This is a genomic window from Pseudomonas orientalis, assembly GCF_022807995.1.
GTDB classification, from domain to species: Bacteria; Pseudomonadota; Gammaproteobacteria; order Pseudomonadales; family Pseudomonadaceae; genus Aquipseudomonas; species Aquipseudomonas orientalis_B.
Window position 1 is genome coordinate 4481930 of record NZ_CP094351.1, and the last position, 21072, is coordinate 4503001.

A 21072-nucleotide genomic window follows, 5' to 3' on the forward strand; every position below is an offset into this window, starting at 1 on the left:
TAAAGAGCGGAGCTTCGAGGACGTTAGCAGTAATGGCCAAACAGGCAAATACGCTGAACTGTGTCATTGATTGTATGAATCTTGTTGCTAAGGCGTAGGCAGATACCCCGCCTTGCGGCAGATGAGCTATACACTGCAACGACCCCGAGCAAAGGAACCGCCATGAACCACAGCACTGTCTGGCTGACCGCGAACGACCACAGCCGGCTGTACGTCAATCAATGGATGCCTGACGTTGCACCCAAGGCCGTGGTGATGCTGTCCCATGGCATGGCCGAGCACAGCGGCCGCTATGCACGCCTGGCCCAGGCATTGTGCGGCGCCGGCTATGGTTTATATGCGCTGGACCAGCGCGGGCATGGCCGTACCGCCGATGAGGGCACCCTGGGGCTTTTTGCCGAGAACGACGGCTGGAACAAGGTGGTGGGCGATCTGGCCAGCCTCAACCAGCACATCGGCCAGCAGCACCCGGAGCTTGCGATCATCTTGCTGGGCCACAGCATGGGCAGCTATATCGCCCAGGCCTATATGCTGCATCACAGCGCCAGCCTGCACGGCGCAATTCTGAGCGGTTCCAATTTCCAGCCGGTGGCGCTGTATCGCGCCGCGCGGCTGATTGCACGTATCGAGCGCGCGCGCCAGGGCTTGCGCGGGCGCAGTGGGTTGATTGACTTTCTGTCGTTCGGCTCATTCAACAAGGCGTTCAAACCCAATCGCACCGCCTTCGACTGGCTCAGCCGCGACCCGGTTGAAGTCGACAAGTACATCCATGATCCGCTGTGCGGTTTTCGCTGCACCAATCAACTCTGGGTTGACCTGCTCGGCGGTTTGCAGCACATCAGCAAAGCGTCAAATCTCGCGCAGATCGATCCGGGCCTGCCGATTCTGATAATCGGCGGTGAATGTGATCCGGTGAGTGAAGGCAAGCGTCTCAAAAGCCTGGCCCATGCCCTGCGCGAGGCCGGCTGCCAGCACCTGCAATTGACGATCTACCCGCAGGCACGTCATGAAGTGTTCAACGAAACCAACCGCGACGGCGTCACTGCGGATGTACTGGCGTGGCTCGAACACGCCCTGACCTTGCCCAGGCCCACCCGCTGCGAATGACTTTACGTTTAAAATCAGCCGATTAACTTACCGACCAGCCACAGGATGCACGTTTAGATGACCCAGGTAACCAATACCCCCTACGAGGCCCTCGAAGTCGGCCAGACCGCCAGCTTCAGCAAAACCGTCGAAGAGCGCGATATCCAGTTGTTCGCCGCCATGTCCGGCGATCACAACCCGGTGCATCTGGATGCCGAATATGCCAAAGCGACCATGTTCAAGGAGCGTATCGCCCATGGCATGTTCAGTGGTGCGCTGATCAGTGCGGCCGTGGCTTGCGAGTTGCCTGGGCCGGGCACCATTTATATCGGTCAGCAGATGAGCTTTCAGAAGCCGGTGAAGATTGGCGACACCCTGACCGTGCGCCTGGAAATCCTGGAGAAACTGCCGAAGTTTCGTGTGCGCATTGCCACTCGCGTATTCAACCAGCGTGATGAGCTGGTAGTGGATGGCGAGGCGGAGATTCTTGCGCCGCGTAAGCAGCAAGTTGTAACGCTGACTGAGCTGCCGCCGATCAGCATTGGCTGATTCATCGCATCTGATAAGGGACGGCCGCCCCTTTGGCCGTCCTGCTCGACAAGGTAACTAAAGTAATACACATAGACCTCAACGACGCTCATTGAACAGAGCGTTGTCCCACGTCCATCGCCCGCAATACGGACTGGCCTGGTTCTGTACGTTCGATAAAAATCAACAGGCTTCAACTGCGAGTTGCCGGTTGCCTATTCAGTCGCTTCTCAACTTTTCGACTGACAACGTATTTAGAACACGCCAGGACTATAAAATGAAAAACCCACTCGATAATGTGATTTATGAAAACAACACGTTCAAGGAATCGGGAACCTGGTTCAGCGGTACACACCTGCCTGATAGATCATCGGCCAGTATCAGCGCGGTGGTCTTCAAAGGCGACCTGTATGTATTTATTCAACATTATGGCAGCCTCGACAACGGCAAGGTCGATTACCTGATCTTTCAGCGCATGCCCTCGGGCCAGTTGAAAAATACTGTCAAACACACCATTCCACATATATATGTTACCGGTACGCCCGCAGTCGCGGTATACGATAATAAAATCTATTGCGCGTTTCGCCCCGGTGGAGATTCGCAAAAATTAACGTACACCACCTTTGACGGGAGCACATGGTCAAGCGTCATCACTACGAAGAAAGGTATCCTGACCTCCCCCTGCCTGGCGGTTTATCAGGATAAATTATATTGCTTCCATCAAGGTTGGGAGGAAGACCGTGGCACCCTGTGGTATTCGACGTTCAATGGCGCCGACTGGAACGAGGATGAGCGTATCCATGGCCTTGAGATAACAGAATCACCCGCCCTCGCCGTGTACAAGGGCGAACTCTATTGTGCCTATCACAAGGCAAGCACCCACACGGCCTGGTGCATCAAGTTTGACGGTATGCGGTGGTCTCATGAGCTGAGTCTGTCTGCCAATGTGGTGGAAAGTCCTTCCCTTTACACCTATAACGACAGCCTCTTCAGTGCACGTACCGTCAAGTCCGAACATGCCAGCCTTTGTGTAAATTATCTGGATAATGGAACGTGGTGCCCTGATAAGACCGTCGTGAACGACGGTATCTCGAACAGTCCGTGCCTGGTGGAGTATGAAGGGCTTCTTTATTGCTTCTATCGAAACAACGACCACACGCTGTCGTACGCGTTCCAACATTATCAAACGCTTAACCGCGCCATCCCGCTACTTGATGTCTGGGGGGAAGGACGCATCCATGCGGGCAACTTGATATCCGGTTTCGACGCAGCGGTTAATCTGAATCTATACCGACAGCCCGTTTCCAACGGTATCAACCGTCACAGTGCAATTCCGAATATCATGCCGGTTGCTACTTACGAAGATCCCGATTTCCCCATAGCCTGCGAGCAAGTTAAAATCATTACCTTGATGGGGGCGCCTATTACCGAACGCGTTGCGGATGAAATAGGCCGAGTACTCGACATTGAGGGCATGGTGTTTTTATTTGCACCGGATGATAAGGAGCGGGAGATGTTTCAAAACAGGAATAAGTTTCGACTCAAACCCATCAGCACCGCCACGCTTCCCTCGCCAATCGACCAGATCTCCAAAGACTTTTATCCTGTATATGCCTATAAAAAATACAGGAGCTAAGGGTAGGCGAAAAAAATCCGAGGCCCAAAGGGGACCTCGGATTTTTATGGCGCGTTCCACATCAGTCAACGCGCCTGCAACCGTACAGCGCCCGAATCAGGACTGAGCACGTGCCTGGTTACGCAGGGCTTTGACTTGGTCGTGGTTACGTTGCACGCCGTGGTACTGACGTTCAACCAGGTCACGAATGCCCAGCAGGTTGTGCTTGTTGATCTTCTCGATCGCTTCACGATAAGCCTTCAGTGCGTGGTCTTCACCGCGCTCGGCTTCGTTCAACACAGACTCTTCGTCCTTACCGGTGATCATCGATTTCACGTCAACCCAACCGCGATGCAGTGCACCGGCCATGCTGCCGGAATCTTCCGGATCGCCACCCAGGGCACGCACGGCGGTTTTCAGCTCGGCAGCGGCAGTGGCGCAATCGGCGGAACGCTTGGCGAACAGCGCTTTGAGTTCAGGGTGCTTGATGTCTTCAGCGCACTCTTTGAAACCTTTCTGCCCATCGATGCTGGTTTCGATCAGGTCGTTCAGTACGGAGATCGATTCTTTGTTGATGTCAGTCATTTTTCAATTCCTTGTGTGGATTGAGGAAGGTTGCCTTAATGATTGCAGCGCCCGTGCCAGGTTTTGAAAAATTACTTTTATCAAGTAATTCAGTAACTTACGAATAATTGAACCATCTGTATGTATGTTATTTGCATGATCTGTCATTTGGCCTTCATGCAGAATGCCTGTATTTTCGAAGGCCTCGTCTTCACTGCCCAAAACCATGAACCCCGAAAAACTCGAATTGCTGATAACCCGCGAAATGCCCTTTGGCAAATACAAGGGCCGGATCATCGCCGACCTGCCCGGCCCTTACCTGAACTGGTTCGCTCGCGAGGGATTTCCCCACGGAGAACTGGGCGGTCTGCTGGCCTTGATGCAGGAAATCGACCACAACGGCTTGGCCGAATTGCTCGAACCGTTGCGCGCTAAACACGGTAAACCCGCCCCTCGCCATTGACTGAGAGCCACGCCATGCCAAGGAATGCAAACAACGAAGCTCACTGGCAGGCCATCGCCCAGCGCTACGAACTGGAGCCGGGCCCGATCAATCTGGAAAACGGTTACTTCGGGCGCATGAGCCGTGCAGTCCAGGTGCAGTACCTGGAGCACGTCGCGTTTATCAACCGCAGCAACTCGGTGTATGTGCGTCAGCGCTTCGAGCAAGGGGAAAATAACGAGATTCGCCGCCAGCTGGCCGCGTTGATCAATGCGGACCCCGACTCGGTGGCCTTCACCCGCAACGCCACCGAAGCCTTGCAGTCGCTGATCCGCAACTACAACCGCCTGCAACCGGGCGATCAGGTGCTGATCAGCGATCTGGAGTACGACACGGTCAAAGGCGCGATGCGCTGGCTAGCCGGCGTGCGCGGTGTCGAGGTGATCGAAATTTCCCATACTCACCCGGCCAGTTTCGACAGCCTGGTGCAGACTTATCGCAATACTTTCAACCAATACCCGCGCCTCAAGCTGATGGCGCTGACCCACGTCACCCACCGTACCGGCCTGGTGATGCCGGTGGCCGCGATTGCCAGGGCGGCGCGTGAACATGGAGTCGACGTGATCCTCGACGGCGCCCATGCCCTGGGCCAGATGGATTTCAACCTTGGCGAACTGGGTATTCAGTTCGCCGGCTTCAACCTGCACAAATGGATCGGCGCGCCGCTGACCCTGGGCTTTCTTTACATTGCCCCCGAACGCCTGCCGGATATTGACCCGGACATGGGCGAATTCCACTACCCCGCCACGGATGTACGGGCACGTACGTCCTACAGCACGCCGAACTTTCCGGCACTGATGAGCCTGCCATTGGTGCTTGAAGAGCATCGGCAACTGGGTGGCTCGGCGGCCAAAGGTGCGCGGGTCAACTACCTGCGGGACATGTGGGTGGGCCAGGTGCGTAAGTTGCCGGGGATTGAGGTGCTGACGCCGGATGATCCGAGGGTGTATTGCGGGATTACCGCGTTCAAGTTCATTGGGCGCGATCAGCAGGTGATGGTTGACAGGTTGCTCAAGGAGTATGACGTATTCACCACAACCCGCTCAGGCGCGGCGTTTGGAACCTGTATTCGAGTGACGCCGGGGTTGGTGACGTCAGCGCAAGACATCGGCACGCTGGTCAGCGCCATTACCGAATTGAGTAGGGATTAAATGTGGGAGGGGGCTTGCCCCCGATGGCGGTGTATCAGTCACCAGATGTATTGGCTGAACCACTGCTATCGGGGGCAAGCCCCCTCCCACATTCGAATGTGTGGTGGCCTGGATCTACAGGCAAAAAAAAGCGGTACACCGACCAAGTGCACCGCAAAAATGCCGTTAAGCACAGCAACAACGATTCGGTAAATCAGATCAGTCCAGCAGTGCCAGCGCCTCGGCGGTGACTTCCTGGATACGCGCCCAGTCGCCGTTCCTCACCCACTCCGGATCAAGCATCCAGCTACCGCCCACGCACATCACGTTTTTCAACGCCATGTAACTTTTGATGTTGGCCGGGCCGACGCCACCGGTCGGGCAGAATTTCACCTCGCCGAACGGGCCGCCCAAGGCCTTGATCGCCGCCACGCCGCCGCTGACCTCGGCCGGGAACAGCTTGAAGCGGCGATAGCCCAGGCCATAGCCTTCCATGATGCCGGAGGCATTGCTGATGCCGGGCAGCAGCGGAATCGGGCTGTGCACCGAGGCTTCCAGCAGATCGCGGGTGATGCCGGGGGTGACGATAAATTGCGAGCCGGCCACTTCTGCCGCTTCGAGCATATGACGGTCCAGCACAGTGCCGGCGCCGGTGCACAGTTCAGGGCGCTGCTCGCGCAACACCTGAATGGCCTTGAGGCCGAACTCGGAACGCAGGGTCACTTCCAATGCGGTCAGACCACCGGCTGCCAGGGCATCGGCCAGCGGCAGGATGTCCTGTTCGCGGGCGATGGTGATCACCGGCAGGATCCGCGCCTTGGCGCAGAGGCTGTCGATCAGGGCAACTTTATCCGCCATGGACACGGTCGGTTGAGGGCTTTTCATAGCGGCTGATCCTTGGCTCATGGGCACCAGTAAATCTCTAATGTAGGTTGCAAAAACGCGCGAATCGGCATGGCGGCGACGTCGTCACCGGCCAGCGCGGCGCTCAAGGTGGTCAATTTCGAGCTGCCGGAAATCGACAGCACGGTGTAGTGGGCCGTCGCCAACAATGCGCGACTCATGGTCAGGCGCTGGTGCGGCACGGTCGGCGCCAGCATCGGCCAGCAACGGCGGGTACCGTCGGCCTGCAACGCCTGGGCGAGGTTCGGGCTGTCGGGAAACAGCGAGGCGGTGTGACCGTCGTCGCCCATGCCCAGCACCAGCACGTCAATGGCCGGCAGTTCAGCCAGGAGGCGATCGGCCTGCTCGGCGGCGTCTTCAAGGTTGGCGGCGGCGCTGTACAGGCTGAGGAACCTGGCCTTGGCCGCCGGGCCTTGCAACAGGTGCTGCTTCAACAAACCGGCATTGCTGTCGGCGTGTTCTACCGGCACCCAGCGCTCATCGGCCAGGGTGACGGTGACCTTGGACCAGTCCAAGCCTTGCTTGGCCAGGTGCTGGAAAAACGCCACGGGGCTGCGGCCACCGGACACCACCAGGGTCGCTTCGCCACGGGCACTGATGGCCCCGCGCAGTTGCTCGGCCACATTATTCGCCAGGCCTTCCGCCAACAGCACCGGCGTGCGGTACTCGTGAGGGGTTACGCCCTGAGGCAGTTTCAATTCAGATATCGCCATACCACGACCTCCCATCCCGCGTGATCAGTGCAATCGAGCTCATCGGCCCCCAGGACCCCGCCGCGTACGGCTTGGGCGCATCACCGGATTTTTTCCACCCGGCGATCAACTGGTCACACCACTTCCACGCGGCTTCGATTTCATCTTTGCGAACAAACAGGTTCTGATTGCCGCGCATCACTTCCAACAGCAAACGCTCGTAGGCATCGGGGATGCGTGCGCTGCGATAGGTGTCGGAAAAATTCAGTTGCAGCGGACCGCTGCGCAGTTGCATGCCCTTGTCCAGGCCCTGCTCCTTGGTCATCACGCGCAAGGAAATACCTTCGTCCGGCTGCAGGCGGATGATCAACTTGTTGCTGATCTGCAAGCGCTGCTCGGGGGCGAAGATATAGTGGGATGGCTCCTTGAAGTGGATGACGATCTGCGACAGCTTTTGCGGCATGCGCTTGCCGGTACGCAGGTAGAACGGCACCCCGGCCCAACGCCAGTTACGGATATCGGCGCGCAGGGCAACGAAGGTCTCGGTGTCGCTCTGGGTGTTGGAGTTCTCTTCTTCCAGGTACCCCGGCACGGCTTTACCGGCGCTGTAGCCGGCAATGTACTGGCCGCGCACCACCTGGGTAGTCAGGCCTTCCGGACTGATCGGCGCCAGGGCCTTGAGCACCTTGACCTTCTCGTCGCGGATGCTGTCGGCGGACAGGTCGGCCGGCGGGTCCATGGCGATCAGGCACAGCAGCTGCAGCAGGTGGTTCTGGATCATGTCGCGCAGTTGGCCGGCCTTGTCGAAGTAGCCCCAACGGCCTTCGATGCCGACCTGCTCGGCCACGGTGATTTCCACGTGGGAAATGTAGTGCTGGTTCCACTGCGTTTCGAACAGGCTGTTGGCGAAACGCAGGGCGATCAGGTTCTGGACTGTCTCTTTGCCCAGATAGTGGTCGATGCGGTAGGTGCGGTTTTCCGGGAAAAACTGCGCGACCGCATCGTTGACCTTGCGCGAGGATTCCAGGTCCGAACCAATCGGTTTTTCCAGCACCACGCGGGTGTTTTCTGCCAGGCCGACCTTGGACAGGTTTTCACAGATCGCGCCATAGACGGCGGCCGGGGTGGCGAAGTAGGCGATGAGGCGCTGTTCGCTGCCGGCTGTTTCGGCAAGGCCGACATAGTCGTCGGCCTTCATGAAGTCGACATGCACATACGCCAGGCGCGCCAGGAAACGCTGGGCCACGGCTTCGTCGAGTTCCTTGCCGACGTATTTGCGCAGTTCTTTTTCGATATGGGCCAGGTGCTGCTGCTCGGAGCCGGCTTCACGGGCCAGGGCCAGGATGCGCGTGTCGTCGTGCAGGAGGCCGGCGCCATCGAGTTGATAGAGAGCAGGAAATAACTTGCGCAGCGCCAGATCACCCAACGCGCCAAACAGGGCAAAGGTGCAGGGTTCCACGGTTATCGAAGGCATGATGTTTGTTCTTTTATCAAGTTAAGCTACAAATACCTTTTTTCAAGGCATCACTCAAGGAAAAATGTAGTAATAACCACAACATTTTCCGCAAATACGCATTGCGTGTGGTGGTGTTCGGCTACCCTCAGTAGGATAGGCCACCGCGAAAAGCCATTCATCGATTGGTTACCGCCTTTTTATTTGCATCGTCGCCCGAAGGAAAGACTGAATGGACCGCGTGCGAAATCTTCTGGAACAGATCCGGAACCGCCTCGAAGAATTGAACAAGGCCGAGAAAAAAGTCGCCGAGGTCATCCTGCTCAACCCGCAGCAGGCCACCCGCTTCTCGATCGCCGCCCTCGCCCAGGCCGCCTCGGTCAGTGAACCGACGGTCAACCGCTTCTGCCGTTCGTTCGGCGTCAGCGGTTACCCTGAACTTAAATTGCAGCTGGCGCAAAGTCTGGCCAGTGGCGCGGCGTATGTCAGCCGCGCCGTGGAAGCCGACGATAACCCCGAGGCTTACACCCAGAAGATCTTTGGCAGCGCCATTGCCTCCCTGGACAGCGCCTGCCAGGCCCTGGACCCGGCCCTGATCAGCAAGGCCGTGGATTTGTTGATCCAGGCGCGGCAGATCCACTTTTTCGGCCTGGGCGCTTCGGCGCCGGTGGCGATGGATGCGCTGCACAAGTTTTTCCGTTTCAACCTGGCGGTGACCGCCCATGCCGACGTGCTGATGCAACGCATGATCGCCTCGGTGGCCCACACCGGTGAATTGTTCGTGATCATTTCCTACACCGGGCGTACCCGCGAGTTGGTGGAAGTGGCGCGAATCGCGCGGGAAAACGGCGCATCGGTGCTGGGGGTGACGGCCGAGAACTCGCCGTTGGCCAAGGCCAGTACCGTGAGCCTGAACATTCCGCTGCCGGAAGACACCGATATCTACATGCCGATGACGTCGCGGATCATTCAGCTGACGGTACTCGATGTGCTGGCGACCGGGATGACGTTGCGCCGGGGCGTGGATTTCCAGCCGCATTTGCGCAAGATCAAAGAGAGCTTGAATGACAGCCGGTATCCGGTGGGGGATGAATTCAACTGAGTCAGCATCTGTGCTGGCTTGACTGGCCTCATCGGGGGCAAGCCCCCTCCCACATTTTGATTTGTGAACCCATTCAAAAGTGGGAGGGGGCTTGCCCCCGATGAGGCCATCAGCCACACCACTAGACCCCTGCCCTGGCCTGCAGACTCAAATGCGCCCGCTCCCCGGGCGCCAGGCTCGCCCCGGCCATCGCCGACTCCACGCACACAAATCCTGACGCTTCGTTAAAACTCACGCCCAATAGCGGCCGGCTACCCGGATGCCACACCACCGTGTCGGCGCTGTCGCCGGTGTCGATGCACAGTTCACGCTGCCAGGCATGGTCCTTGAGCTGCAATTCGCCCTCGTGCTGGAACACCCGCTGGCACCCGCCATCGACCCGCAGTTCACCTTCCTGCTGGCAAACCTGACGGTTGAGCTGATCATAACCTTGCGCCCCGTCGAGCCCAGACAGCGCTACCTCGTCAACGTGACCAATACGCCAGTAAGCGTGCAAAGCATGACTCAGCTGGCACGGCAGCTCGTCCTGATGCTCGGTGCTAAGGCGCAACTCCAGGGTGTGGCCCAAATGTGCGTGCAGGTCCACCTGCCAGTCGCACAACTGCAACTGCCAATGCAGGCGCACGCCCTCGTCATCGGTGCTGCTGTCGAGCAGTTTCCAGTCGATCAAGCGCGCCCAACCGTGGGACGGCCAAGCGTTTTCGCTGGGGTGGCGGCCATACCAGGGCCAGCATACCGGCACGCCACCGCGGATCGCGCCGACTTGCGGCCATTTGGCCGCACACCACAGCCAGGGTTTCTGGCCGGTGGGCTGAAAGTGCAGCAATTGCGCGCCCTGGCGACTGAACACCGCCTGGCACAGCGGATGGTCGATCACCAACACATCGCGCATCTGAAAGCGCTCCCAGGCGAACACCGGACGCTCACGCAGGGACTTGAAAAAGCGTTGCAGCGGTTGCTCATGCATCTGCACAGGTTCCGAATATCACAGTGCCACCCAAAAAAAAGCGGATAGCCATGGCTACCCGCAAAATGCGCACAGAGAGAAGGAGCTTATCGCAACAGCGTTAGAACGTAGACTGGATTTTCAGGCCAGCCACCAGCGCGTTGTCGACTTTGTCCACGCCACCAGGCTGGACAACATATTGCAGGTTAGGACGCACGGTCAGCCAGTTGGTGACGTGGAAGCCGTAGTTCAGTTCGACGTTGTACTCGGTCTCGCGAATCGGCGTGTAAAGCGGGTTGTCGTAGTCGCTGACGCCGTTGGCGGCATTGAGCAGCTCCGAGTTCTTCTTCACGTCATCGTTGACGTGCAGGCGAGCGACGCCAATGCCGACGTCATCTTTTGGACGCGCGTCGAATGGGCCTTTGTACACCAGCATCAACGACTGATAGTTGTCGACCAGGTTGGTTTCCTTGTCGTGGAAGGTCGCGTTGGCGGCAATGTTCAGGCCACGGGTAGCGTCGCCGTTGTGCGTGGTGAGTTGCTGCTGAGCAACGAACCAGTAGCCTTTCTTGCTGCTGCGGGTACGGAAGCTTGCGCCAGTGAGGACCGCATCGTTGCCGTTGACGTCTTCACGCACATCCGGAGCATCGGCAGCGCTTTTGTAGTAACCCACACGGTATTCGCCCGGCAGGTTGTTGACCTTCGGCGACCAGACCAACTCCACCGGAATCACAGTACCCTTGGTACCGCTGCCGCTGAGTTTGAAGCCGTTGCCGTGCTCCAGTTGCGACGGGTTCTGGTTGTAGGCACCAATCTGTGCATACAGCTCAGGCGTGATGTTGTACTTCACGCGAATGGCAGCCTGGCTGACTGGCCAGTTGTACCAGGTGTTCACGTAGTTGCCGACCTGGGAGCCACAGAACGACAGGTTCTGGAAGTCGCACGGGAAGGTGTTGAAGTCTTCGCCTTCGCCGAAGTAGCCGAGCTTCACGTCGAGTTTGTTGTCGAACATCTGGTGCTGAACCCAGAACTGGGTCAGGCGCACCATATGGCCACGGCCGTAGACTTCCTGAGACGAACTCAAGGTGCCGGCACGCGGGTCGCCAATACGGTCGTTGGAGATGTTCTGGCCATTACGGTTGGTGAACTGGATCTTGGCCTGGGTGTTATCCCAGCCCCACAGCTTTTGCAGGTCCAATGCCACGCCCAGACCGAACTGGTCGGAGTAACGACCGGTCTTGTCGTCGTTGTAGCCGCCGTGGGCGTTGTAGCCCATTTCCCCGACGTAATCGGCCTTGATGTCGATACCTTGCTCGATCAGCTTGGTACGCTCGCCGCCCCAATCGCCGGTCATCCACTTGGAATCGGCACTGAATGCATCGGCCGCCATCGCATTGGCGGACAATACAAGGGCTGCTGCTGCTGACAGTTGGCAGAACAGCCGAGTGTTGTTGTGTTGCTTTTTCATCCCTACATCCTCGTCTTTATTGTTATTAAACTGTTTTTATCTAACGCGGGTTACATTTTTTAGCCAAAACAACAAGTTAAGCATTAATCACATTACTGTAGGAGCGAGCTTGCTCGCGAAAAACCCGAGAGCGCCACGCTAAACCAGAAGCGCTGCGTCATCGTTAACGACCTTCGCGAGCAAGCTCGCTCCTACAAATTGCTTCAACGACCCTTGAACTGGGTCACGTTGCCGGCATGCCCCTGTGCCGGCAATGCAGCTGCGGTGCCCAATCGCTCACCGGTCTTGGCGTCGAACAGCAACACCTTGGCCGGGTCGAATTGCAGGGTCAGGGTCTCACCTACCTGCGGTGCCACGTCCGGCGCCAAACGGCAGCAGACCTTGGTGTCGTTGAGCTGCACGAACACCAGGGTGTCCGGGCCGGTCGGCTCGGTTACCTGGACTTCGGCACGAATGCTCGACGCGCCATTGCCCTCGCCCGCCGCCAGCACGATCTGCTCCGGGCGCAGGCCCAGGATCACATCGCGGTCTTCCAAACCTGCGTCATTCATGTTCAGCGCCAGCTCGCAACGGGCCTGACCGCTGTCGAGCACCGCCACCAGAGCACCGTCCTGGCGTTTTAGGCGCATGGGAACGAAGTTCATCGGTGGTGAACCGATAAAGCTTGCCACAAATAGGTTGGCAGGGTCGTTGTAAATTTCTTTCGGCGTGCCGAATTGCTGGATGATCCCATCCTTCATCACCGCCACTTTGTCGCCCAGGGTCATCGCTTCAATCTGGTCGTGGGTCACGTAGACGGTGGTGGTTTTCAGGCGCTGGTGCATCAACTTCATTTCAGTGCGCATTTCGACGCGCAGCTTGGCGTCGAGGTTCGACAGCGGCTCGTCGAACAGGTAGATCTTCGGCCGACGCGCCAATGCCCGGCCCATGGCCACGCGCTGTTGCTGGCCGCCGGAGAGCTGGCCCGGTTTGCGGTTGAGCAGGTGTTCGATCTGCAGCAGCTTGGCCACGCGCGCCACTTCGGCATCGATGTCGGCCTGGGGCATCTTGCGAATCTTCAGGCCGAACTCGATGTTCTCGCGCACGCTCATGGTCGGGTACAGCGCATAGGACTGAAACACCATGGCGATGTCACGGTCCTTGGGGCTCATGCCGCTCACATCCTGATCACCGATCATGATCGCGCCGCCGGAGATGGTCTCAAGGCCGGCGATGCAGTTCATCAAGGTGGACTTGCCGCAACCCGAAGGGCCGACCAGGATCAGGAATTCGCCTTCCTTGATCGACAGCTCGATGTTCTTCAAGGTGTCGGGCAGGCCGGCACCATAGGTCTTGTTTACATTGCGAAGTTCAAGCGTAGCCATGATTACCCCTTGACCGCGCCGGCCGTGAGGCCGCGCACGAAATACTTGCCTGCGATCACATAGACCAGCAGGGTCGGCAGCCCGGCGATCATCGCCGCCGCCATATCCACGTTATATTCCTTGGCCCCGGTGCTGGTGTTGACCAGATTGTTCAACGCCACCGTGATGGGCTGGGAGTCGCCGCTGGAAAACACCACGCCGAACAGGAAGTCGTTCCAGATCTGGGTGAACTGCCAGATCAGGCAGACCATGATGATCGGCGTCGACATCGGCAGAATGATCTGACGGAAGATGGTGAAGAAACCGGCACCGTCCAGGCGGGCCGCCTTGATCAGCGCATCCGGAATGCTCACGTAGTAGTTACGGAAGAACAGCGTGGTGAACGCCAGGCCGTAAACCACATGCACGAACACCAGACCGGTGGTGGTGTTGGCCAGGCCCATTTTGCCGAGGGTGAACGACGCGGGCAGCAACACGGTCTGGAACGGCAGGAAGCAGCCGAACAACAGCAAACCAAAAAACAGTTGCGAACCACGGAAGCGCCAGAACGACAGCACGTAGCCGTTCAACGCGCCGATGGCCGTGGAGATCAGCACAGCGGGCACGGTGATCTTGATCGAGTTCCAGAAGTAACCATCCACGGTGGTCCAGGCCTTGACCCAGCCGATGCCGGTGACCACGCTCGGCCAGCTCAGCAGGTTGCCGGTGCTGATATCTTCCGGCGTCTTGAAACTGGTGAGCAGCATCACCACCAGCGGCACCAGATACAGCAGCACCGCGAGGATCAGCACCGCGTAGATCGCGATACGACTCAGGCTGATGGCAGGTTTAGCGGCGAGACTAGTCATTACGCTTGGTCCTCAGCTCGGAATACAGGTACGGCACGATGATCGCGAGGATCGCACCGAGCATCAGGATTGCACTGGCCGAGCCCATGCCCATCTGGCCACGGCTGAACGTGAACGAGTACATGAACATGGCGGGCAGGTCGGACGAATAGCCCGGGCCGCCGGCCGTCATCGCCGCCACCAGGTCGAAGCTCTTGATCGCAATGTGCGCCAGGATCATCACCGCACTGAAGAACACCGGGCGCAGGCTAGGCAGCACCACGCTCCAGTAGATGCGCGGCAGGCTCGCGCCGTCGATCTGCGCGGCGCGGATGATCGACTGATCAACGCCGCGCAGGCCGGCCAGGAACATCGCCATGATAAAGCCCGAGGCTTGCCACACAGCGGCGATCACCAGGCAGTAGATCACGCGGTCGGGGTCGATCAGCCAGTCGAGACGGAAGCCTTCCCAGCCCCAGTCGCGCAATAATTTGTCCAGGCCCATGCCTGGGTTGAGCAGCCATTTCCACGCAGTACCGGTGACGATCATCGAGAGCGCCATCGGGTACAGGTAAATGGTGCGGATGAAGCCTTCGCGACGGATTTTCTGGTCGAGGAAAATCGCCAGCGTCACACCGATCACCAAGGTGATACCAATGAACATGCCGCCGAACACGGCCAGGTTCTTGCTCGCCACCCACCAACGGTCGTTGTCGAACAAGCGCTCGTATTGAGCCAGGCCCGCCCACTTGTAGCTGGGCAGGAACGTGGAGGTGGTGAACGACAGCACGAACGTCCACAGGATGTAGCCGTAAAAGCCCACCAGCACGATGAACATGCTCGGCGCCAGCACCAGTTTGGGGAGCCAGCGCTGCAATGCATCGAACGGCGAGGCCTTGCTGAACACAGCAACAGAACTCATGGGAAAATCCAGTACAGGGAAAAAGGACTGACAGGTGAACCGAACCCTGTAGGAGCGAGCTTGCTCGCGAAGGACTTCAACGATAGCGCGTGCATACAGGATGAACGCGGTGACCTTGAGTTTTTCGCGAGCAAGCTCGCTCCTACAGATAGCAGCGTTACTTGGCCGACTTGATCGCAGCGCCCAATTTCTTGGCCGTGTCGGCCGGGTCGGCTTTCGGGTCGTTGATGTAGTTGGTCACCACGTCAAAGAACGCACCTTGCACAGCCAGGTTAGTGGCCATGTTGTGCGCCATGCTTGGCTGCAGGCCGCCGGACTTGGCGTCTGCCAGGAAGTCTTTGGCAGCTGTCTGGGCACAGGAGTCGAAGCCCAGCTTGTCCATCTGGGTCAGCATGTCGGTGCGCACAGGGATCGAACCCTTGTTGATGCTGAAGACTTTCTGGAAATTTTCACCCAGCACGACCTTGGCAATGTCCTGCTGACCGGCAGCGGTGCCTTTGTCTTTCTGCTTGAACACCGCCAGGGAGTCGATGTTGTAGGTGAAGGCTTTGTCGGTGCCCGGGAAGGCTACGCACTCGTAGTCCTTGCCGGCGACTTTCTTGGCGGCGGTCCATTCTGACTTGGCCCAGTCACCCATGATCTGCATGCCGGCCTTGCCGTTGATGACCTTGCCCGCTTCCAGGTTCCAGTCCTGGCCTTTGCCGTCGACGTCCATATAGGTCGCGACTTTTTTCAGCTCAGTCAGCGACTTGACCATTTCCGGGCCGGTCAGCGCAGCGTTATCCAGGTCGACCAGGGCTTTCTTGTAGCCATCGGCGCCCATTACCGAGAGCACCACCGCTTCGAACACGGTGCTGTCCTGCCAAGGCTGGCCGCCGTGAGCGAGCGCAATGAAGCCCGCCGCTTTCAGCTTGTCGCCGGCGGCATAGAATTCTTCGAGGGTGGTCGGGTTCTTGGTGATGCCGGCTTTCTTGAAGACTTCCGGGTTGATCCACAGCCAGTTCACGCGGTGGATGTTGACCGGAACGGCCACGTAGTCACCGTCGTACTTCACGGTGTCGGAGACTTTCTTGTCGAGCAGGGAGTCCCACTTTTCTTCTTTGGCGACGTCTTTGAGCACGTCGGTGTCGAGCAGGCCGGTGGACGCCCATTCCTGGATGTCGGGGCCTTTGATCTGGGCAACGCCAGGCGGGTTGCCGGCAACCGCGCGGCTTTTCAGCACGGTCATGGCCGTGGCACCACCGCCACCTGCGACCGCACCGTCTTTCCAGGTGAAGCCGTCTTTCTCGACTTGGGCCTTCAGGACATCCACAGCCGCCTTTTCACCGCCTGAAGTCCACCAATGCACCACTTCCACCGTACCTTTGGAGTCGGCGGCAAATGCACTGAGGGGAAACAACGAGGCCATGGAAATAGCAACGGCGAGGCGATTAATCGCGTTCATCTGAGTACCTTTTCTTGTTGTTATGCATGCAAGTCTAGAGCTTGCGCTGCACGGAGTTTAAACAGGGTTTTTCCAGGCGCAGGTAACAAAGGGACGCACAAATGTCACCACTTGGTGACATATAGTCCGCTGCCCAATGCACTGGCGAGGCTGGGTGCCAAGGGTAATGCAGGCAGCAAGACCGCTTGCCAGGCATGGTACAGGTCCGGCTTGCCGCCCCAGATTTTGCTGCTGGGTTGGTTGTGCGGGTTGAGTTCGTGGTGCCAGCTGCCATGGAGCCGGTCGATGAAGAGGGTGTCGCAGAACTCCCAGAACCGGCGGTACCAGGTCTCATAATGCAACTGGCCGGTACGCTTGAGCAGCGCCTGGGCAGCGGCGCCGGCTTCGGCATGGGTCCAGTGCAGGCGTTCGCGAACGACCGGGCGCTGGTTCCAGTCCAGGGTGTAGACAATGCCCGGCGCGCCATCGACCGCCCAGGCGTATTCGCAGGCACTGGCAAACAGCCCTTGGGCATCGGTCACCAGCCAGTCCGGCGTAGCCAGCCCGGCTTGCAGGAGCGCCGCTTCCAGGTGCAGCACCAGCCGCGCCCATTCGAAACCGTGGCCGGGGGTGATGCCGTAGGGTCGGAAGCCATCGGCAGGGTTGTCTTCGTTATAGCCGAGCAACGGATTCCATTGGGTATCGAAGTGCTCGATCACCATGAAGCGGTTACCGGCGGCGTGGGCATGGATGACACGCTCGACGATACGCAATGCGCGGTCCAGCCAGCGCGTGTCGCCCGTCACATCGGCCAGGGCCAGGAAGGCCTCGGTGGCGTGCATGTTGCTGTTGGCGCCGCGATAGGCTTCGACGCCGCTCCAGTCCCGGGCGAAGGATTCGAGCATGGCACCCTCCTCCTCACTCCAAAAGAACTGATCGATGATATGCACCGCATCGTTCAACAGGGTTTGCGCGCCGGGCGCGCCAGCCACCACGGCAGAGCTGGCGGCCAGGGCCACGAAAGCATGCAGGTAAGCAGCCTTGCCGGTATTGCCATCGAGGGCATCGGGCGCGGCGAACCAGCCACCGTGTTCGCTATCGTGTAACGGGCCGCTCAGGGCCGCCACGCCGTGCGCGACTAAATCGGCATAGCCCGGCAAACCCATGGCATGGGCCATGGCGAAGCTGTGGGTCATGCGGGCGGTGTTCATGGTTTCGGCGCGGGCGTCGGCCGGCAGTTGGCCCTTGTCATCCAGATTGCCGAAGCCGTCCGGCAAGCGTGACGCCTTGGCAAAGGCCAAAAGGCGCTGGCCTTCGGCCGCAAGCCAGGCGTGATGGGCAGGTGCGTTCAGCCAACTGCTGGCAGGCAGTGGTTGCGTGGTCATGGGTGGCCCTTGTTGTTTTTTGTGGGGTGACCGGAGTCTAAACAAGGGTATGGGAGGAGCAAGTAACGAAGGGGAAAAGAAATGTCACCGGGCGGTGACAAAGCTGCGAGCAACAGCGATTTCCTTGACCATTACGGGTTTAAATGTGGGAGGGGGCTTGCCCCCGATAGTGGTGAGTCAGTCAATATTTTGGTGACTGACACACCGCTATCGGGGGCAAGCCCCCTCCCACAGTTTGATTTCATTCACAGTCCACAGAACCAGTCATTGACCCAGAGGCGTAGCCGCCGCTGGCGCATTGAGGCGCTGGTTCAAATTCTGCACCTGGCTTTGCAACGTCGTGATATTGCGCGTGGTCTGGATGCGGAACACGTCGAACTCTTTATTGGTCGGCGCATCCGTATTGGCGGGCTGGTTTTCCTGTGCACTCTTGAGCACCAGCACGTCCTGCTCAAGGCGGGCGATGGCTGCGCTTGGGTTGCCCTGCTTCTTCAAGGCAGCCACGTCGGTGGACAGCTCCTTGATCTCGCCCTGCGCCGCCTTGAGCGTGGCGACGGCATCGGTCAGGGCCTGGACCTGGCCCTGCAACCTGGCATTCGCGCTCGTCAGTTCGGCGGTACTGGCGCTCATCTGCGCCAGGCGCTGATCCAGTTCGGTAGCCTGGCCGGCTACGCCCACCTGTTGCTTGCCCTGCTCGAGCAACTGGGTTTCCAGCTGTTTGATCTGCAATTTCAGCGCTTCGCTGCCATTGTTCACATTGGCCTCACTGGCCACGACCTTGCCGGAAATATCCTGCAGGCGCCCCGCCGCTTCTTCGCTGATACGCGCAAAACTTTCCTGGGTGGCGACCAATTGCTGGCCCATCAGGGAAATCTGCTGGAAGCTCCACCAGGCCAGGCCGACAAAGGCAATCAGCAAGGCGCCGACCAACGCCCACAACGGGCCGGTGCTGGCTTTCTTAACCTTGACCACAGGCGTCGTGCGCGAGCGCACCGAGGTGGCGGCTGTCGGCACGAAATCATCGTCGTCCCCGGTATCTGCCCGCAGGCTGGGAACGTTGTCGAAATCGTCTTTAGCATCGTTACGCATGAATCTATCCTGAATCAATAAGATGGCCAGCCGAGGAGCCGAGCGGCGGGAGTATAAACCCTGCTTGCGGCGCATGGGTCAACACGTCGTCCGCCGTTCAGTCGCCGATATGTTGCCGGTTGTGAGCTTATGGGTGGCCCGGAGCCTGAGCCTTCCACCACAGGCAAAATTCGTCGAGGGCGCTCCACAGACTGACTTTGGGCTCGTAATCGAGATAATGCCGCGCCCGGCTGATGTCGAGGGTGAAATCCTTGTTCATGACCTGCATGCCCAGGCGCGACAACGACGGCTCCGGCCGCCCCGGCCACATCGCACAAAACGCCTCGTTCAACGCCGCCACACTGTAGGACACGCCATAGGAGCGGTAGCGAGTGACCTGAGGCAGGTCCATGTGTCGCATCACGTAGTTGACCACATCCCACACCGGCACCGGCGTGCCATTGCTGATGTTATAGGCCCTGCCCAATGCGGAGCCGGGAGCCAGCAAGCTGCTGAGCAGCGCCTCGTTAAGGTTGTGCACGCTGGTGAAATCGACCTTGTTAAGGCCGTCACCGACGATCGCCAGGCGGTTCTTGCGCTGCATTTTCAACAGGCGCGGGAAGATGCTCATGTCACCGGCACCCGTGACGAAACGCGGGCGCAGGGCCAGTACTTCCAGGCCGAACTCCTGGGCACCGAACACTTTCTGCTCGGCCAGGTATTTGGTCGCCGCATAGGGATGCTTGAACCGCTTGGGGACTTGCTCTTCGGTCAGCCCCAAGTGGTCGCGTCCATCGAAATAGATGGAGGGCGATGATAGATGCACCAGCCGCCCGACGCGCTGTTTGAGGCACGCTTCGACGACGTTCTCGGTGACCAGCACATTGCCCTGATGGAAATCCTGATACTTGCCCCATAGCCCGACCGCACCGGCACAGTGCACCACGGCCTCGACGTCACGGCACAGGTTGCGCACCAGGTCGGCATCGTTCAGATCACCCTGGATAAACTCGGCACCACGGCGTACCAGATGTTCCACACCCTCGGCGCGTCGCCCGTTGACCCGCACGTCCAGGCCCTGCTCCAGGGCGAAACGCGCAAAGCGCCCGCCGATGAAGCCGCTTGCGCCGGTGACCAGAATTTTCATGCACTACCCCATGTTCTTTCGTTTTTCATCACTGTTGCCTTGACGCGCGCCATCACTTCAAGGGCACCAACCACTGCCCACAGACCCGGGCCAGATGCTCGGTCAACAGGCCCAACAGTTGCCCGCCACTGCGCCAATGATGCCAGTACAACGGCACATCGATGGGCTTATCTGGCAGCAATTCGACCAGCAGGCCTTTTTCCAGCGCGGCGCGCACCTGCAATTCAGGCGCCAGGCCCCAGCCAAGACCGGCTTCCATCAAGCGGATAAAGCCTTCGGATGACGGGCATAAATGGTGCTCGAAGCCACCATTTACACCGAGCGAAGCCAGGTAACGGTGTTGCAGGAAATCATCCGGCCCGAATACCAGCGCCGGCGTACCGGCCAATTGATCGGCTTGCACGCCGGTCGGAAAATGCCGCGCTATGAACGCGGGGCTGGCGAATGCGCGGTAACGCATGGCACCAAGTGCCAGGCTGCGAGCGCCGGCAACCGGGCGCTCGCTGGCGCAGATACAGGCCGCCACTTCACCGGCGCGCATGCGCTTGAGGCCCACGGTCTGGTCTTCCACCACCAGGTCCAGCAGCAAGTGCTGTTCACCGCAGAAGTCGCTGACCGCCAGCGCCCACCACGTGGCGAGGCTGTCGGCATTCAGCGCGATGCGCAGGCGCTCGGGCATGCCCTCTTCGTCCAATGCCGGCACCTGGCTTTGCAGGTCACGCTCCAGCAGGCGCACCTGTTGCACATGGTTGAGCAAGCGTCGGCCAATATCGGTGGGGGTCGGTGGTGTCGCCCGCACCAGTACCGGCTGGCCGACACGCGCCTCCAGCAACTTGATGCGCTGGGACACGGCCGACTGCGACAGCCCGAGCACCTGCGCGCCGCGCTCGAAGCCGGCCTGCTCCACCACGGCCGCCAAAGCAGACAGCAATTTATAGTCGAACATC

General features: G+C 59.2%; 20 protein-coding genes. 6 read left to right on the forward strand and 14 right to left on the reverse strand.

Annotated features, from left to right (window positions below):
- Positions 1–162: 162 nt before the first annotated feature.
- The 3 genes from MRY17_RS19950 to MRY17_RS19960 all read left to right on the forward strand — a co-directional run bounded on the left by MRY17_RS19950 (position 163) and on the right by MRY17_RS19960 (position 3250).
- A complete protein-coding gene (locus MRY17_RS19950) occupies positions 163–1107 on the forward strand; it encodes an alpha/beta hydrolase (RefSeq protein ID WP_243352741.1) in 945 nt (314 codons plus the stop codon).
- A 57-nt stretch (positions 1108–1164) separates the two neighbouring features.
- Complete coding sequence (locus MRY17_RS19955) at positions 1165–1635, forward strand: MaoC family dehydratase (protein WP_034115694.1); 471 nt, start codon at positions 1165–1167, stop codon at positions 1633–1635.
- Positions 1636–1891: 256 nt separating this feature from the next.
- Complete coding sequence (locus MRY17_RS19960; protein WP_191956771.1) at positions 1892–3250, forward strand: hypothetical protein; 1359 nt, start codon at positions 1892–1894, stop codon at positions 3248–3250.
- A gap of 96 nt (positions 3251–3346) precedes the next feature.
- On the opposite strand, the gene MRY17_RS19965 is transcribed toward MRY17_RS19960, so the two are convergent.
- Positions 3347–3814, reverse strand: coding sequence for a ferritin-like domain-containing protein (locus MRY17_RS19965; RefSeq protein ID WP_057723780.1), 468 nt, complete (start codon positions 3812–3814; stop codon positions 3347–3349).
- A 205-nt stretch (positions 3815–4019) separates the two neighbouring features.
- Between MRY17_RS19965 and MRY17_RS19970 the strand changes: the two genes are divergently transcribed.
- A complete protein-coding gene (locus MRY17_RS19970) occupies positions 4020–4256 on the forward strand; it encodes a DUF3820 family protein (RefSeq protein WP_005790761.1) in 237 nt (78 codons plus the stop codon).
- 14 nt (positions 4257–4270) lie between these two features.
- Positions 4271–5446 (forward strand): aminotransferase class V-fold PLP-dependent enzyme, encoded by a 1176-nt coding sequence (locus MRY17_RS19975; protein ID WP_243352742.1) that lies wholly within the window; start codon positions 4271–4273, stop codon positions 5444–5446.
- A 198-nt stretch (positions 5447–5644) separates the two neighbouring features.
- Here the strand turns inward: MRY17_RS19975 and MRY17_RS19980 are convergent, their stop codons facing one another.
- The 3 genes from MRY17_RS19980 to zwf are packed head-to-tail and all read right to left on the reverse strand — an operon-like array spanning position 5645 to position 8494.
- On the reverse strand, positions 5645–6310 hold the full coding sequence (locus MRY17_RS19980; RefSeq protein ID WP_065949399.1) for a bifunctional 4-hydroxy-2-oxoglutarate aldolase/2-dehydro-3-deoxy-phosphogluconate aldolase: 666 nt from the start codon (positions 6308–6310) through the stop codon (positions 5645–5647).
- 17 nt (positions 6311–6327) lie between these two features.
- Positions 6328–7041: a 6-phosphogluconolactonase gene (gene pgl, locus MRY17_RS19985; protein ID WP_243352743.1), complete on the reverse strand. Its 714-nt coding sequence runs from the start codon at positions 7039–7041 to the stop codon at positions 6328–6330.
- Positions 7028–8494 (reverse strand): glucose-6-phosphate dehydrogenase, encoded by a 1467-nt coding sequence (zwf, locus tag MRY17_RS19990; RefSeq protein WP_181283314.1) that lies wholly within the window; start codon positions 8492–8494, stop codon positions 7028–7030. The genes pgl and zwf overlap by 14 nt, the downstream gene beginning before the upstream one ends.
- A gap of 220 nt (positions 8495–8714) precedes the next feature.
- Between zwf and MRY17_RS19995 the strand changes: the two genes are divergently transcribed.
- A complete protein-coding gene (locus MRY17_RS19995; RefSeq protein ID WP_170039859.1) occupies positions 8715–9575 on the forward strand; it encodes a MurR/RpiR family transcriptional regulator in 861 nt (286 codons plus the stop codon).
- Between the two features lie 121 nt (positions 9576–9696).
- Here MRY17_RS19995 and MRY17_RS20000 read toward each other — a convergent pair whose 3' ends face one another.
- The 10 genes from MRY17_RS20000 to MRY17_RS20045 all read right to left on the reverse strand — a co-directional run bounded on the left by MRY17_RS20000 (position 9697) and on the right by MRY17_RS20045 (position 21071).
- Complete coding sequence (locus MRY17_RS20000; RefSeq protein WP_181283313.1) at positions 9697–10542, reverse strand: D-hexose-6-phosphate mutarotase; 846 nt, start codon at positions 10540–10542, stop codon at positions 9697–9699.
- Between the two features lie 100 nt (positions 10543–10642).
- Positions 10643–11989 carry a carbohydrate porin gene (locus MRY17_RS20005; RefSeq protein WP_181283312.1) on the reverse strand — a complete coding sequence of 449 codons (1347 nt, stop codon included), beginning with the start codon at positions 11987–11989 and terminating at the stop codon, positions 10643–10645.
- Positions 11990–12192: 203 nt separating this feature from the next.
- Complete coding sequence (locus MRY17_RS20010) at positions 12193–13353, reverse strand: ABC transporter ATP-binding protein (protein ID WP_181283311.1); 1161 nt, start codon at positions 13351–13353, stop codon at positions 12193–12195.
- Positions 13354–13355: 2 nt separating this feature from the next.
- The gene (locus MRY17_RS20015; RefSeq protein ID WP_057723788.1) at positions 13356–14201 is read right to left on the reverse strand and encodes a carbohydrate ABC transporter permease; all 846 of its coding nucleotides are present in this window, start codon (positions 14199–14201) and stop codon (positions 13356–13358) included.
- Complete coding sequence (locus tag MRY17_RS20020) at positions 14194–15102, reverse strand: carbohydrate ABC transporter permease (protein WP_057723789.1); 909 nt, start codon at positions 15100–15102, stop codon at positions 14194–14196. Before MRY17_RS20020 ends, MRY17_RS20015 begins: the two co-directional genes overlap by 8 nt.
- Before the next feature lie 157 nt (positions 15103–15259).
- A complete protein-coding gene (locus MRY17_RS20025; protein WP_181283310.1) occupies positions 15260–16546 on the reverse strand; it encodes an ABC transporter substrate-binding protein in 1287 nt (428 codons plus the stop codon).
- 104 nt (positions 16547–16650) lie between these two features.
- Complete coding sequence (locus MRY17_RS20030; protein WP_181283309.1) at positions 16651–17910, reverse strand: AGE family epimerase/isomerase; 1260 nt, start codon at positions 17908–17910, stop codon at positions 16651–16653.
- A gap of 264 nt (positions 17911–18174) precedes the next feature.
- A complete protein-coding gene (locus MRY17_RS20035) occupies positions 18175–18999 on the reverse strand; it encodes an ATPase (RefSeq protein WP_181283308.1) in 825 nt (274 codons plus the stop codon).
- Between the two features lie 127 nt (positions 19000–19126).
- On the reverse strand, positions 19127–20125 hold the full coding sequence (locus tag MRY17_RS20040; protein ID WP_181283307.1) for an NAD-dependent epimerase/dehydratase family protein: 999 nt from the start codon (positions 20123–20125) through the stop codon (positions 19127–19129).
- 52 nt (positions 20126–20177) lie between these two features.
- Positions 20178–21071 carry a LysR family transcriptional regulator ArgP gene (locus tag MRY17_RS20045; protein WP_181283306.1) on the reverse strand — a complete coding sequence of 298 codons (894 nt, stop codon included), beginning with the start codon at positions 21069–21071 and terminating at the stop codon, positions 20178–20180.
- Position 21072: the final 1 nt, after the last annotated feature.